Annotated in this window: 16 protein-coding genes; 3 read left to right on the plus strand and 13 right to left on the minus strand. The window is 64.7% G+C overall.

Features of this window, described 5'->3' with window-relative positions; all coding sequences use genetic code 11:
- Window positions 1-19 precede the first annotated feature (19 nt).
- The 6 genes from C8E96_RS18530 to C8E96_RS18555 all read right to left on the minus strand — a co-directional run bounded on the left by C8E96_RS18530 (window position 20) and on the right by C8E96_RS18555 (window position 3976).
- Window positions 20-466 (minus strand): Imm1 family immunity protein, encoded by a 447-nt coding sequence (locus C8E96_RS18530; RefSeq protein ID WP_166658043.1) that lies wholly within the window; start codon window positions 464-466, stop codon window positions 20-22.
- Window positions 463-1212 (minus strand): DddA-like double-stranded DNA deaminase toxin, encoded by a 750-nt coding sequence (locus tag C8E96_RS18535; RefSeq protein WP_091371850.1) that lies wholly within the window; start codon window positions 1210-1212, stop codon window positions 463-465. The genes C8E96_RS18530 and C8E96_RS18535 overlap by 4 nt, the downstream gene beginning before the upstream one ends.
- 195 nt (window positions 1213-1407) lie before the next feature.
- Window positions 1408-1743, minus strand: coding sequence for a hypothetical protein (locus C8E96_RS18540; RefSeq protein WP_091371847.1), 336 nt, complete (start codon window positions 1741-1743; stop codon window positions 1408-1410).
- Between the two features lie 94 nt (window positions 1744-1837).
- Entirely contained in the window at window positions 1838-2233 is a 396-nt protein-coding gene (locus tag C8E96_RS18545) for a recombinase family protein (RefSeq protein WP_091371845.1), read from the minus strand.
- 3 nt (window positions 2234-2236) lie between these two features.
- The gene (locus C8E96_RS18550) at window positions 2237-2509 is read right to left on the minus strand and encodes a hypothetical protein (RefSeq protein WP_091371843.1); all 273 of its coding nucleotides are present in this window, start codon (window positions 2507-2509) and stop codon (window positions 2237-2239) included.
- A gap of 204 nt (window positions 2510-2713) precedes the next feature.
- On the minus strand, window positions 2714-3976 hold the full coding sequence (locus C8E96_RS18555) for a helix-turn-helix domain-containing protein (RefSeq protein WP_228772081.1): 1263 nt from the start codon (window positions 3974-3976) through the stop codon (window positions 2714-2716).
- 20 nt (window positions 3977-3996) lie between these two features.
- Between C8E96_RS18555 and C8E96_RS18560 the strand changes: the two genes are divergently transcribed.
- Window positions 3997-4731, plus strand: coding sequence for a haloacid dehalogenase-like hydrolase (locus tag C8E96_RS18560; RefSeq protein WP_091371839.1), 735 nt, complete (start codon window positions 3997-3999; stop codon window positions 4729-4731).
- Between the two features lie 3 nt (window positions 4732-4734).
- Here C8E96_RS18560 and C8E96_RS18565 read toward each other — a convergent pair whose 3' ends face one another.
- From C8E96_RS18565 to C8E96_RS18575, 3 genes are all read right to left on the minus strand, one after another.
- Window positions 4735-7311 (minus strand): AAA family ATPase, encoded by a 2577-nt coding sequence (locus C8E96_RS18565; RefSeq protein WP_166658044.1) that lies wholly within the window; start codon window positions 7309-7311, stop codon window positions 4735-4737.
- 210 nt (window positions 7312-7521) lie between these two features.
- Window positions 7522-7899: a hypothetical protein gene (locus tag C8E96_RS18570; protein WP_091371836.1), complete on the minus strand. Its 378-nt coding sequence runs from the start codon at window positions 7897-7899 to the stop codon at window positions 7522-7524.
- Between the two features lie 119 nt (window positions 7900-8018).
- Window positions 8019-8450 (minus strand): zinc ribbon domain-containing protein, encoded by a 432-nt coding sequence (locus C8E96_RS18575; protein WP_166658045.1) that lies wholly within the window; start codon window positions 8448-8450, stop codon window positions 8019-8021.
- A 172-nt stretch (window positions 8451-8622) separates the two neighbouring features.
- Here C8E96_RS18575 and C8E96_RS18580 point away from each other — a divergent pair, with 172 nt between their 5' ends.
- On the plus strand, window positions 8623-9540 hold the full coding sequence (locus C8E96_RS18580; protein WP_091371830.1) for a DUF3558 domain-containing protein: 918 nt from the start codon (window positions 8623-8625) through the stop codon (window positions 9538-9540).
- Window positions 9541-9593: 53 nt separating this feature from the next.
- On the opposite strand, the gene C8E96_RS18585 is transcribed toward C8E96_RS18580, so the two are convergent.
- The 4 genes from C8E96_RS18585 to C8E96_RS18600 all read right to left on the minus strand — a co-directional run bounded on the left by C8E96_RS18585 (window position 9594) and on the right by C8E96_RS18600 (window position 12968).
- On the minus strand, window positions 9594-10244 hold the full coding sequence (locus tag C8E96_RS18585) for a DedA family protein (protein ID WP_091371827.1): 651 nt from the start codon (window positions 10242-10244) through the stop codon (window positions 9594-9596).
- Between the two features lie 135 nt (window positions 10245-10379).
- Window positions 10380-11381: a lipoyl synthase gene (gene lipA, locus C8E96_RS18590; protein ID WP_091371824.1), complete on the minus strand. Its 1002-nt coding sequence runs from the start codon at window positions 11379-11381 to the stop codon at window positions 10380-10382.
- A 45-nt stretch (window positions 11382-11426) separates the two neighbouring features.
- The gene (locus C8E96_RS18595; protein WP_091371821.1) at window positions 11427-12356 is read right to left on the minus strand and encodes an oxidoreductase; all 930 of its coding nucleotides are present in this window, start codon (window positions 12354-12356) and stop codon (window positions 11427-11429) included.
- 57 nt (window positions 12357-12413) lie between these two features.
- Window positions 12414-12968, minus strand: coding sequence for a hypothetical protein (locus tag C8E96_RS18600; protein ID WP_228769748.1), 555 nt, complete (start codon window positions 12966-12968; stop codon window positions 12414-12416).
- Window positions 12969-13058: 90 nt separating this feature from the next.
- On the opposite strand from C8E96_RS18600, the gene C8E96_RS18605 reads away from it, so the two are divergent.
- Entirely contained in the window at window positions 13059-13709 is a 651-nt protein-coding gene (locus C8E96_RS18605; protein WP_091371818.1) for a TetR/AcrR family transcriptional regulator, read from the plus strand.
- The last annotated feature ends 82 nt before the right edge of the window (window positions 13710-13791 follow it).

The raw sequence follows: 13791 nt of genomic DNA on the forward strand, positions 1-13791 counted from the left end.
CAGTGATCGCGGTGCTGCCTCAATCCCGCGTTTGCCAGGTAACGCAACTCGGCCGCTTCCCGCTCGTCGCCAAGAGCTCCGCCATTGCTTGCCGGACCAGGCTCAGCGGAACCTCAGAGTCAGCCGGAAACTCGTGTCCGGTGCCGAAGTATGCATATTCCACGACGCCGCCGGGCTGAGCCGGGTCGCCCACGCTGAACCACTCCTCGGCGTCGTCACCAGGGATAGCGTCCCCACCCGAGTAGCGCACGACACCGACACCACGATCAGGGTCCACGCCGACAATCATCTCGTGGTCCGGGTCGGCGTCAGTGTCCTCATCAATCGCGTAGACACTGGCCGAACGGTGGAACGGGTCCGCCGCCAGCAGCTCGGCCACGAACCGCTCAGTGTCCGCCTCGGTACGGAGCGGTTGCACCGGCACATCGTTGTGGTACGCCACTTCCAGCACAAACCCCACCGTCACGGCCTCCGTCCTCGGTATGTTCGTTTGCCCTCGGGCCAGTACACCGTAACCTCTTGATCAGGCCGCAGGATTTGAGGCAACAGCCGGTCACAGGAGAACCGCCCCTGGAAACAGGGTGTGTTGTTAATGACCAGCGTTATTTGTTTACGCTCACTTTCGCGCAGACGCACGGCGAACTTCACTTCCACATGCGCGGTCGCCCACATCGCGCCTCGGGGTGGGCCAACCTGTATGGCTCGCAGTACTTCGAGCGCTCGCCGGTAGTCCTCGTCTTCGCCGCTCACCAGCGGCCCATGCTCCTGGCCATCCTCGTCGATCCAATAGCCGGACGTCTTGTCTCCCGGGTTGACCCGCTCCGGCAACTGGGCCAGCAGTTCCGCGGCGCGTTCGTCGGTCGGGCTATCCGCGCGAGGCTTCGCCACCGACAGTGCTGGATTGTTGATCTTGGCGGATTTCGGCGGGATTGCCGGAGCCGCCCCACCGTCTCCGCCTATCAGCGCGGCAATGACGCCTCGGGCCGCCGACCGAATCGCGATAAAGGTGGCTTGGACCCGCTCAAGTTCTCCGAGCGCGTTTTGGAGTCCGGCGGCGGCCTGGTGCATGTCGGCCTGTGTGCTGCTCGCTGCCACCGGCGCCAGGATTTCGTAGGCTTCCCGTAGCAGCTGCTGCGCATTGCCCACCAGCTCGACCGGCAGGGCGCTAATGCCCCGCTCAAGGTCGGCCGCGACACCACCGGCCCCCGCCATGGTTACCCCCGTCCCCGGTACCAGTCATCGTGTCAGAACGGCCCGACAGCGGGCCCTAGTCAGACTGAGTTCGCGGCATCACGCTGGTGGGCCATTCCTCGTCAGCCACCGCTTGGCGGTTGGGGTCGTCCTGTGGCCAGGCCAGCCGGACGGGTTGGCCGTCTTGGATTGCTTGCGCTAGCAGTTCTGCCACCGTCACGAGGGCCCCACGTTCGGAAGTGTGCGACGGTCGGTCGTGTCGTCCCATGGTTGCGTCCATGCCGTATCGGCGTGCTGCTCCGGCTCGTCCGTGCTGATTCCCTCAATGACTAGGCGGCCAGAGTCCGCAGTCCGCTGTGTCGCTCGCTCCTGCAGCTGCTGGCCCAATGCGGCGAGGTACTCTCCGAGGGCGTGTTCAGCGTCGGGCGGCGTCGGCGCGGCTCGTTTCGCATCAGCATCGAGGGCCCGCAACACGTACTGCCCGATCTGCCGGTTGACCTTGGATAGCTCAGTGATGAGCACCAGTTCGTCATGCCACTGGTCGAAGGTCACCGGTGCACCTCGCGCAGGCGCGTGACGAATATGTACGCCAGTCGGGCCAGGAATACATAGGCCGCCATGGCCACCACTGTGACGAGCAACAGGGTCATGGGGTCCGCTGCCCCTGCTGCTGGCAGAGCTTGGCAGCGGCCTCGGGCAAGCCCCCGTCCCTGACGAACACAGCCGCGCCCAAATGGCGAACCTGACGCACCTGTTCAAGGACCACGTTCGCGCTGGGCGACAAGTGGCCGCTATCCAGCACCGCCATGCCCGCCGCGTTGGGCAGGCTCAAGGCATCGAGCAAGCCGCGGAACCCGATCCGGTCGGCGCTGTCGAGGGGCGCACCAATGTCGGTGAAGATCGCGCCCAGTACCCAACCTCGGCGAGCACTCCACTGGCGCAAGGCTTCCTGACAGTCAGCGACGCGCTCCGGCTGGTCGCGGGCAGACCAGACGTAGCCGTAGATCAGCGGGGCGGGCCGAGCTTGCGGGGTGGCGTCCACGGCTTACGCCACCCCCGATCGGCGCTGCGCGACGCGGTCCCGGCTAACCCGGACCAAATCGGCATGTTGGGCCTCAACGACCGTTGCTAGCTCGTCGAGCCGGGTGCTCAAGGCCCGAGCCTGAGCCGGAGTCAACAGGGCCGTCTCGGCCGGTGGTGCCACCAATACCACCCGCCCACTGGTCGGCGCGGTCCACAACCCCACCGAGCGCAGGCGGTCAAAGCCATCGGTACAAGGAAGTTTGGTCTTGTGCTGGTCGAGGTTCGCCATCGTCATGACCGAAATTTCCGTCTCCGTTGAGAGTGCCGAGTTGGAAGGCACCCGGAGCCGGGGATCACGGGTCGCGCCCCAAGGGGGAGGCGTCGGGGGATCTCGGAGCGTTCGCCGTGATCGTCCCGGCACCGGGTGCCAGGCGAACGACGTTATGGCGATTACTCGTGAGTAACCGGAACCGAGAGTTCGGTCGGATTCGCCGGTGATCTAGACCGGCAGGCCGATGCGCAGTGCCAAACCGGCGGCCTCGCCCGCCACCGTCCGACCGCCGCGTTGGACGACGGTTCGCAAGATGGCGTGAGCAGCGGGGCGATGCCGTAGATCTTCCGGCGCCTCCCGTTCGGCGTCACCCAGCAGCCTAAGGGCACTGTTGTAATCCCGCCGCAGTTGGTAGCCCTTGGCCTGATCGAGCAAAAAGGCTACGCGGCGCTCGATGGACGGCGACCGGTCGTGCGCGACCTGACGTGCCATGCGCAGTCCCTCGACGGCTTCGCCGGACTCGACCTCGACGCTGACGGCGAACATCGCCACGTTGGTGGGGCCAAAGGCCGTCCAGTAGATGTTGTGTTCGCCGGTCTGGTCGGCCAGCGGGGCGGCTTGGTCCAGCCGGGCGCGCGCCGTCCAGGCGTCACCACGGCGGACAGCGGCAACCGCGCCGATTAGCAGCAGCGAGCCATATAGGGCGACGGCATCGGCGTTGCCTTGGCGCACAACGGATTCGAGGCTTCCGGCTGCTCGCAGGGCGACGTCTTCCGCGCCCTCGGCTTGGCCATCGGCCAACAGGACTTGCGTCAGGTTCCAGTGCGCGGAGGCCAGCCGTAGCGGATCGTCGGCGGCCTCGGCGGCGCGGACAGCTCGGTCGGCCGCCAGCAGTGATACGTCAGAGCGTCCGACACGCTTGGCCACCGTGCGCACCAGCCCGTACAGATCGGCCGCGCAGCGCTGGGACGCCCGCGCCGTGTCCGAGCCGGACTGACGCAACCCCTGCTCGGTATCGGCAATTAAGCGCGGCAGCACGGCGGCAACTTGGGTGTACCGCCGAGGCGAGGTCTGCCACGTGGTCCAGGCGGCGGCGATGTCACGGCTCAGCTGTGGCAGGGCGGGCGGCGCGTGCTCGTCAATGGGCGGACTGGTGAGAGCGCGGTAGAGCGCGTCACCGGCTGCCGACTTGGCGCGGGCCGGTGCGCGGGCCGGTTGGCCTTCCACCAGTTCGCCCACCGATACGCCGAGCGCGGTGGCCAACTGGGTCAGTACGGCCACCGTCGGCAGCTTCTGGCCGCGCTCGATTTGGTACAGGTACTCCGGGGTGATCCCCGCCAGGCCAGCCACGACGGTCTTGGTTCGACGCGAGGCGATGCGCTGGAGCCGCGCCCGTTCCCCGATTGCCCGCGCCAACGGATCGTTCATTGACAAGATCACGCTCCCCGGTTGTGACCAGGGACGATGGTACGCGCCGGTCAAGATGGTCATCTGGGTGGCAAACTCCCCGTATGGATAGCCTGCCCTCCGCGTCTGAATCGCCGCGCCTGTTGGTGCTCTGGGACATCGACCACACCCTGATCGAGACGCGGGGCGTTGGTTTGGCCATCTATCAACGCGTGGTGCCGACCGTCACCGGCCGTCCGTTCGAGCGCCTGGCCAACATCTCCGGCCGGACCGAGCTCGACATCATGGCGGAAACCTTGCGGCTCAACGGGGTTGAGCCTACCGACGGCGCGGTGGTCCAGCTGGCGGCGGCGCTAGTCCAGGGCTACGACGATGCCCGCGACGAGCTGGGCACCACCGGCCGCGTGCTGCCGGGGGCGCAGGAAGTGTTGGCCAAGCTGGCGGCCGACCCGTCCGTCCACCAAGGCGTCCTGACGGGCAACCTGCGGGAAGTCGCGCGCATCAAGGTGGAGGTGTTCGGCCTGGCGCAGTACCTCGATCTGGAGGCGAGCGCCTACGGCGACGACCACGCGGTCCGGGCCGAGCTGGTGAAGATCGCCCAATTGCGGGCGGCCGAGCGCACCGGGCGAAGCTTTGAGGGTGAACGAACCGTGTTGATCGGGGACACGCCGAAGGACGTGGCTGCTGGGCTCGCTGCGGGTGTGCGGGTAGTTGGCGTGGCGACGGGCAAGAGCACAGTTGACGAATTGCAAAATGCAGGGGCTCATGACATCGTTGCTCATCTGGATACTCGAATTATTCCGAGCATCATGATGGACCCGCGCGCCGGGCGTTCTTAGCAACTAGCTTATATATGCCGTTCGGGCAGCTTGAGCCTTTGACCAGTCATCTTTGAGTTCGGCAAGTGTCGGCTTGGTGTTGAGGGTCTCAAGTCCTTGCGAGTGGCCTGTCATGTTACGGCAAGCCTTATCAAATAGCGGTGTGATTACCGAGGCGGTCGAAGCAAATAGGTCTACTCGTACCGCGTCCAGTCTCGTCATCATGATGTTCGCGCGGTATCTTTGTGTCACATTCTTGAGTAGTTCTTGCTCCACAAACGCTTCGCACCACGAGCGAATAAGATCGTATGACTGCGCAATCAGTGCGTCCTGCACGGCAGGCTCGGCGGTGGCACAAAGCGCGATGTGCTTGTTGATTCGTTTGGCTATGTCGCTAGGCTGGTCGAAGCGTGGCTCGACGTCAGGTGCGAGTATCCCCTTCTCTGGTTCGCCGTCTCGAACCTCATAGTATTTGCAGCGACGACCCTTGCTTTGCCGTAAGGCAATGAGTGTCGATGCGAACATGATGTTGTGGGTAAACAGCACCACTTGGTGCGTCTCAGAAAGTTCATGGATTCGGCGCGAGACCTCTTCCAGGCGACGGTAATCGAGGCTAGTGATCGGATCATCAAAGACTACCGGAGCTTTGACGCCTCGCATTCGGCTTTCTGCTAGGAAGTCCGCCAAGGCAAGCACTTTCTGTTCGCCCTCAGACAAGATTTGTGAGGGTTTGTGGCTTGCAACGAATTTGCGTCGTTCTGCGCGACCGCTTCTGGCCTGGAATTGGAGAGCCACTAGCGGTGCCCGTAGAACCTCGCACTCCTCCCGGAAGAGTTGCTCAAAGTTCTTGTTGACCAAATCTTCGCTGGCCAGCTTCGATTGGTCGGTTAGTGAGCGCGCAATCTTGTTGGAGATGCTTTTGGAAAGATTGTCAAGTTGCTCTCCGCGTTTGGCATTCTGAACATAAACTCGCGCCGTTTCCAGGTTGGACCGAAGTTCGATCCGTGCAGACAGTTCTCTGAGGTTTCGCTCCTTAGCAGCCAAAGTTTCGGCACGATCATGCTTCTGCTGGGCAAGCTGCCTGACTTGTTCCTTCGTCACTGAGATCAGAGGGCCCAAGATCGAAGTCAGCGAGTGTGACCGCTTAGTCATCTCTGGTGCTACAGACTTTCTCCTTGCATTCACCTCGACTAGTTCTGCCGAAAGTTCATCCAAGAGGATCTCGGAGACGCCGATCCAACTTGACGGATCTTTCTCACCCGTTTGTGTCTCGATAAATTCACGACATTGAACGACCACGCCGGGATCAACAAAGATGGCCATCTCATCAACCTGGCGACGGCTGTCAGTAACTCGGCGCGTATAACTCTCGTCGAGAAATGTGCGATACCGTCGAACCAAGTCCAGTGCTGACTCGGCCAATGGTTGACGGCAATAGAGGCATTGATTCCCGCTTTGCGGATAGTCGTGCAGTCCGAGGTGGGTCTGGTATTCATCGCCTGCGGTGATGAACTTCTGCCAGTCATCGTCGGGAGGTCCGGGCAACTCATCGGCGTCAAATAGTTCGCCACGTGCCTTTCGGCGCGCAGTCTGCGCGACCGAGAGGTTATCGAGAGCGAGATTGTACGCTTTCGGACTGAAACGGCTCACCACTTGGGCTAGTTCTTCAAGTCGTGTCATACCTCGAACTTGCGATTCGGCGTGAGTCAGTAATGCCTCGGCCGTGTTGGCGCGCAGGGCAGCAACTTCTTGTTCGAGTCTGTCTTTTTGTTCGGTCGCGTCATCAGGCACCTCGGCAAGTGCGGCTAGCTCGGCCAATTCGGTGGCCGCCCCCAAACTTTCAATTACGGGGTAGACGGTTGTGCCTCTTACGAATCGGGACAACAACACGTTTGACTTAGGCCGGAGAGCGCGCGCTTCCTCGGTAATTTTCTCTTGAAGCTTCTGTATACCAACCGATACTTGACCAAATAGAGCCAGTTCGGCTGGCGTATAGACATAACCAAGATCGGTATCTACATGAAGTGTGACCGCAGTTGAATCAAACACGCTTATTCGCGTCAGAGGTGACAGCCCGGCTTCATTGTTCCATCTAACTTCGGTTGGCTCCGTGTCTAGTGTGTATGAAATACTAGCGCTCGGTTCTTCCTGTTCACCCTCAATATTTACGTTGGGCAAGATCGGCTCTGCCGTACGTACTGCAGCCGCTCGCTTGATGATGCGGGCATAACCAGTTTTGCCTGATCCGTTCTGGCCATACAGAATGGTTAGGCTCGGGTCGAAATCCAGGACCTGGTTGAGGGCGAGAGCGTTGACGCCTTTAATTTCTTGAATTCGGATGAGTTCAAGTGTCTCCTCCGCAGCCTCTTCGCGGTCGTCGAGTTCAAGGAACGGGATTTCTGGCTGCGGCTCCTTGGAAAGACCTTTTTCTGCAAGGAAGACGGAATAGAGTTGTTCTATAAAACTGCCATCGGCTGGCTTGCGTGTCAGTAGCGTTTCAGCGACTAAATGCCGTACCCACGCATCTTGCTCATTTGCCCACGTGACAAGCAACCGCTTCGGACTTGCATCTCCGATGTTGACCGGCTGGGGTTTGGCCACGTTGGGCACTCCGTTCATGACGTCGGAGCCCCGGCGCATCGCAGACGCGACGAGGGAACTTCTTTGGGTATCGTCGGCCGCCGCCAAGATGTGTCAGTTCCGGATTGCATACAAGATCATTTTAACCCGAGTCGTGCGATGAACAAGCATTAGCAGTTCGAGTCTTGACTGGTCAGCCCAGCTGTTCAGGTCTCAGCTCCCGGTCAACATCTAGTGCGGCGTCGGGTGGTGCGCCTCCTGAGGTGTCACCGTCATCAGCGGAGCCGCGCGGCCGCCCCGCTGCGGCCGCATCTCCACGCCAGCCTCAAGCAGTCGGCTCCGAACCGTGTTGTCGGATATCCCGAACTTTCTGGCGATTCTGCCTAATGACCACCCCAACTCGTACAGGCTGGCAGCGACCGGGACGTCATCGGGAGGGAGCGCGGGGGGCTTGGTGTCGATGCCCCGGGTTGCCAAGTGCTTGCCTACTGTGGATCGGTAGACGCCGAACTGTGCGGCTAGCTGCTGGACATTGGCACCGTCGCGGTAGGCATCGACCAGTTCATCTACCTCGGCCGGGCGGAGCTGCCGAGCGGTGCGGTACTTCATCGGTGATGGTTTATCGCGGGGCAAATCGTCTGGCCAGGACTCTGCAAGATCAAGTAGGCGGCGGGTCGGTCGGGACGGGTTTTCAAGGGCCTCCGCAGCGCCCACCGAATGACGCTTGATCAGCGGCTCAACGAGGTTCCGCAGTTGTCGCAGAACCGGGCGTTCGCGTCGTTGGCTGTGCCGCAGTCGCGGCAGTAGGGGCCGCGTCCGCGGAGCCCATCACCGATGGCCGACGCTGTGGTGCGGACCGCCTCCTGTGTCTCGTCCGCGACGTACCGCGATGCGGCGCCGAGGAAACCTGCCTGGAGGCACCAGCCGGCGATTCCGACCAGGGGAAGGCCGACGAAGCACATCCAGAAGCGGGTCGGGCCTTCCGGCAGTTCCTGATCGTTGAACGGGTCGAACGAGGCCACTCGGCCGAAGGATTCGAACAAGTCGATCGCGCCGGAGATCAGGAAGAACAAGCCGACCGCGAGAAGTGCGAGGCCGACGACTCTCAGGACGATCCTGGTCTCGGCGTGCTTGTCCACCGAGCGCTTGCGTGTGGTCATGTTTCCCCCATTTTCTGCGCGCGATGGTAGCCGGCGCGGATGCCGGTAATGTTTGGATTCGCGAAATCGACATGTGTGCTGACTGAGTGGAGTGAACTGGGGGTTCGGGCGCATGTGGCGTCGTGGTGTTGTGCTGCTCTGCGCTCTGCTGACGTTGAGCGGGTGTACGTCAATGGTTTCGGGCTCCGCGGTGCCTAATGAGGCCGCGGGCGCGCTGTCGGCGCGGCTGGGCGGTGCTGACGGCGGGCTCGGCGAGCTGACCACCGTCGACTTCTGCAGCCTGCTGGACGGGAAGGCGATCAAAGACCTCGCCCGGCACCAGAACGTGGAATTCGGGTCGCTCGACTACTGCGTCCTGTTCGCGGAGGCCGACGGTGAGGACATCCAGGTGAGCGTCGAGCTCACCAACCCGCCGCCGAACCTCCACAACCTCGACCTCGAACGCCGCGACTGGCTGCCCGACCCGCTGCGCGTCGGGCCGCACGACGACGTCGAAGGTGGGTGTGAGGCCGCGATCTTCTTCAAGGACGGCAAAGGGGTTCTGTCGTTCGGGGCGCGGACCCTGCCCGACGACGAAGGCGAGCCGGCAGTCGACCAGGACGACCTCTGCGACATCGCCGACGCCCTCCGCAAGGCCGCCGCGGCTGTGATCGTCGAGGGCCGGGTGAAGCACACGGAGTACGCGGCGAACTCGCTCGGTCGGGTCGACCCGTGCACGCTGCTGACCGGGCAGCAGATCAACACGGCGATGCCGACGACGTTCAAGCCACAGGTCGGAAACCCCACCAAACACCGTTGCACGTGGGGTGTGCACGAGGAACTGGAACTCGCCGCCGAGATCAGTGACTGGCCACTGGACGAGGAGTTCTACGCCCCGGAGACGATCGCGGGCCGACCGTCCTTTGTGTACACGTCGAAAGAGGGCGGGTTTGCCTACTGCGAAGTGGTGACGGCGAACATCGAGGACGCGCCGAACACCCGCGAGACCCTGTCGGTCTACGTCTCCGACAAGATCGACAAACCGGACCCCTGCATCGCCGCCCGCAAACTCGCCGCGGTCGTCTGGCCACAGTTGCCCGCCGCGCCCTGAGCCACACTGGTGCTGGGCGAGGTCGGCGAGTGCTGACCTCGCCCAGCAACAACTCAGCTGACGGGTTCGAGCGCCGCTTCCTCGGTGACAGCGGCCTTCTTCTTGCGCTTCTTCACGGTGTGCACGATGAGGCCGCCGATCACGACCACGCCGAGCAGGACCAGGCCGCCGGTCGACAGCGCGCCCTCGATGCGCTTGGCTGCCTCGCCGAGAGCGGCGCCGATGCTGATGTGGATGGCCGACCAGCAAGCCGCCCCCGCGACCACGGCGGGCAGGAACTTGCGGTACGGGAGGCCGGACGTGCCCGCCGCCGCCGGGGTCAGGGTGCGCACCACCGGCATGAAGCGGGCGAAGAACACCGCCCACGCGCCGCGCCTGCGGAGGATGTCGGTGGCCTTGTCCCAGCCCTCGGTGCCGTACTTCTGGATCAGCTTGGTCTCGCGCAGCTTCGGGCCGAAGCGGCGGCCGATGAAGTAGCCGATCGAGTCGCCGATGCCCGCGCAGACCGTGACCACGAGCCACAGCAACAGGAAGCGCGGGGCGCTGTTGACGGTCGTGGAGGCCACCAGCAGCCCCGCCTCACCCGGTGCGATGAAGCCCAGGCCGATGGTGCACTCCGCCAGCACCAGACCGCCTGTCGCCGCCACGAGAGCAGGCTGCGGCAGTGCCTGGAGCCATTCGAGCACGTCGGTAACCAAAGCCACGGTCGATCCCCCTCAAGAATCGGCGCCGGACCACCCGGCGCCGCACGAAGTCTCTCGTTTGGAGGGAGCCTGGCATAACAGGGTTCCCCCTGAGATCGGACCGAGATCCGATCTTCGGGTCATCCTGTGGTCTGACTACCGCTTGAGCAGCGCGCTGATCTCCTGGCTCGCCGAGCCCGCCTGCGCGAGGTGCCGCAGGTTCTCCGGGACCTCGTCGCCGCGGTGTTCGACGGCCTGGGTGTAGAGGCGGCCCGCGCGGTACGACGAGCGCACCAGCGGCCCGGCCATGACCCCGGCGAAGCCGAGCGCCTCCGCGGTTTCCTTGTGCTGCAGGAACTCCTCGGGCTTGACCCACCGGTCGATCGGGTGGTGGCGCACGCTCGGGCGCAGGTACTGGGTGATCGTGATGATGTCGCACCCGGCGTCGTGCAGGTCGCTGAGCGCCTCGGTGACCTCTTCGGGCGTCTCGCCCATGCCGAGGATCAGGTTCGACTTGGTGATCAGCCCGAAGTCACGCGCCTCGGTGATCACCTGCAGCGAACGCTCGTAGCGGAACGCCGGGCGGATGCGCTTGAAGATCCGCGGGACGGTCTCCAGGTTGTGCGCCAGCACCTGCGGGCGCGAGCCGAAGACCTCGGCCAGCTGGTCCGGTTCGGCGTTGAAGTCCGGGATCAGCAGCTCGACACCGGTGCCCGGGTTGAGCGCGTGGATCTGTCGGACCGTCTCGGCGTAGAGCCACGCGCCGCCGTCGTCGAGGTCGTCGCGGGCGACGCCGGTGATCGTCGAGTAGCGCAGGCCCATCGCCTGCACCGACTCGGCGACGCGGCGGGGCTCGTCGCGGTCGAGGTCGGACGGTTTGCCGGTGTCGATCTGGCAGAAGTCGCAGCGCCGGGTGCACTGCTCACCGCCGATGAGGAACGTGGCCTCGCGGTCTTCCCAGCATTCGTAGATGTTGGGACAGCCCGCCTCCTCGCAGACCGTATGCAGGCCCTCGCGGCGGACGAGGCCCTTGAGTTCACGGAACTCGGGCCCCATCTTCGCGCGGGTCTTGATCCACGAAGGCTTCTTCTCGATCGGGGTCTGGCTGTTGCGCACTTCCAGGCGCAGCATCTTCCGACCCTCAGGCGCAACCGTCACGGCGTCAGGCTACGCCCACGATCGGCGTGACTGGTATCACGTAGGTCACTCCGGGTCCGGCGAAACGCCGGTCAGGTCGGCGCTCCGCTGCCACAATGTCCGGCCAAGATCGGGGTTTACCGCCGCTGCCCTCGGCTTCGCCCGCCCGGGAGCGCCGAAGACCTCACCCGGTCCGGTCGGGCCGAAGTACTCGCCACCCCGCACGTCGGGCGCCGTGGCGGCGTAGAGCTGGGGCAGCGCGCCGCGCTCGACGGACTGGGTGATGAGCTTGTTCCCGAGGCTCACGACCTTGGACACCGCGCCGCCGAGCGGCCCGGGGACGCGCAGCCGGGCCGAGTTGACGGCGAGGTCGGTCTCGGTCATGCCGGGATGCGCCGCGACGCTGATCACCGTCTCGCCCGCGGCGAGCAGCCGCCGGTCGAGCTCGATGGCGAACAGCAGGTTCGCCAGCTTGGACTGCGCGTACGCGGCGGCGGCGTTGTAGCCGCGGCGCTCGAAGTTCAGGTCGTCGACGTCGATGCGGCCGGAGCGGTGGGCGATGCTCGACAGCGTCACCACCCGCGCGTCCGGCACGCCGCGCAGCGCGGGCATCAGCAGCCACGTGAGCGCGGCGTGGCCGAGGTGGTTGGTGCCGATCTGCAGCTCGAAGCCGTCGGCCGTGGTGGCCTTGGGCGTGCCCATCACCCCGGCGTTGTTCATCAGCACGTCGAGCCGGTCGCCGGTGCGTTCGCGGACCTCCGCGGCGGCCTTGCGGACCGACGCCAGGTCGGCGAGGTCGATCTCGAGCAGCTCGGCCGCGCCGTCGATGGCCGCGATCGCCGCCCGGCCGCGCTCCAGCGACCGGGCTCCGACGAACACGTGCGCGCCTTTGGCCGCCAGCACCTGGGCGCTGCGCAGCCCCAAGCCGGAGTTCGCTCCGGTGATCAGGACAGTGCGGCCGCCCAGGTCGGGCAGGTCGGCTTCGGACCACGTCATCGTGCCCTCCAAAGGTCTACTCCCACCGACCCTAGGAACAGTGGGCTGAGAGCGCGCTCAGGCGCTCGCGACCAGCCTGCGGAACAGCTGCTCGACCGGGTGCCTGCGGCGCTCGGGGCGGTCCGGCGCGCTGCGCACCAGGGCGACGAACGCGGCGCCCACCCGGGTGATCTCGTCGCGGGTCTCGTGCGGCTCGGCCAGGCCCGCGGCGAGCGCGAGCATGCGGTGTTCGCTCTCGACACCCGGGCGCAGCGCGCTCGGGTAGGTCTCGATGCCCTGGTCGACGAGCCTGCGCAGGACCGGGAACTCGGTGGCGGTGGTGCGCCACGCCCGGGAGACGGCGTCGACCGGGTCGATCGACGGGTCGCGCTCGGCCTCGGCCTGCGCCAGGCCGAGCCTGCCGGTCAGCTTCAGGGTCCACTTGTAGTGCAGGGCGAGCAGCAGCTCCTCGGGGCCGGTGAAGACCTCGACGGCCTCCGGCACCTCGGCGAACGGCAGCTCCCCGCTCGGGTTGTTCTCGGCGTACTCGACGATGGCTTCCATCGCGTCGCGCCTGCGGTAGTAGTCGTTCCAGCTCATGGCTTCCTGGCTCCCCTCCGTGACCTCGGCCATACCGTGGGTTTCCGGCATACCGTCGGTACGGAACCGATACCGCCAACCTACCACGGGTACGTACCGCCGGTATGTCGTACCGTTGTGAATATGGCGACAGCGCAGTCGAGGCGAGTGGATTACAGCGAAAGCACCAGGCAGGCCCTGGTGGACTCCGCGGTGTATTTGTTCACCAAGCGTGGGTATTCCGCTACCTCACTCGATGTCATCGCCAAACGCGCCCGAGTGACGAAGGGTGCGCTCTACCACCACTTCAGCGGCAAACAAGCCCTGTTCGAGGCCGCTTTCGGGGCCGTTGAGACGGGGGTGATGGGCCGTTTGGCCGAAGTCGTCGCCGGGCCCGGCAGTGCTTGGGACAGGGCTATGGCCGGTATCCAGGCATATATCAAAATGTGCATGGAACCGTCGTATCAGCGAATCGCCATCCACGAGGGTCCGGTGGTGATGGGATGGGAACGCTGGCGTGAAGCGGAGGAGCATTTCAGTTACGGGATTGTGAAGGCCGCGCTGGAGTCGCTGATCGAGGCGGGGGAAATCGAGGAATTGCCCATCGAGGTGACCACCCGCATCCTCTTCGGCGCCCTATCATCCGGGGCCACGATCATCGCGGGCTCCGAGGACCCGAAGCGGGCGGCCGCGGAGGTCGGCACCACGATCACCCGGGTACTGGAGGGCCTGCGCACGCAGGCGGCGCCTGAGTCGGGGGACGGGGTCGCACCGGTTCGGCGCCTGCGCGGATAACGTCTGGCAGGTCACCGGCGATTTCCCTGGTGAGCTCACTGGGGAGGCCGAGATCGAATCGACCACGGACGTCGTCCGCGCG

The sequence above is a fragment of the Actinokineospora alba genome (assembly GCF_004362515.1).
GTDB lineage: Bacteria > Actinomycetota > Actinomycetes > Mycobacteriales > Pseudonocardiaceae > Actinokineospora > Actinokineospora alba.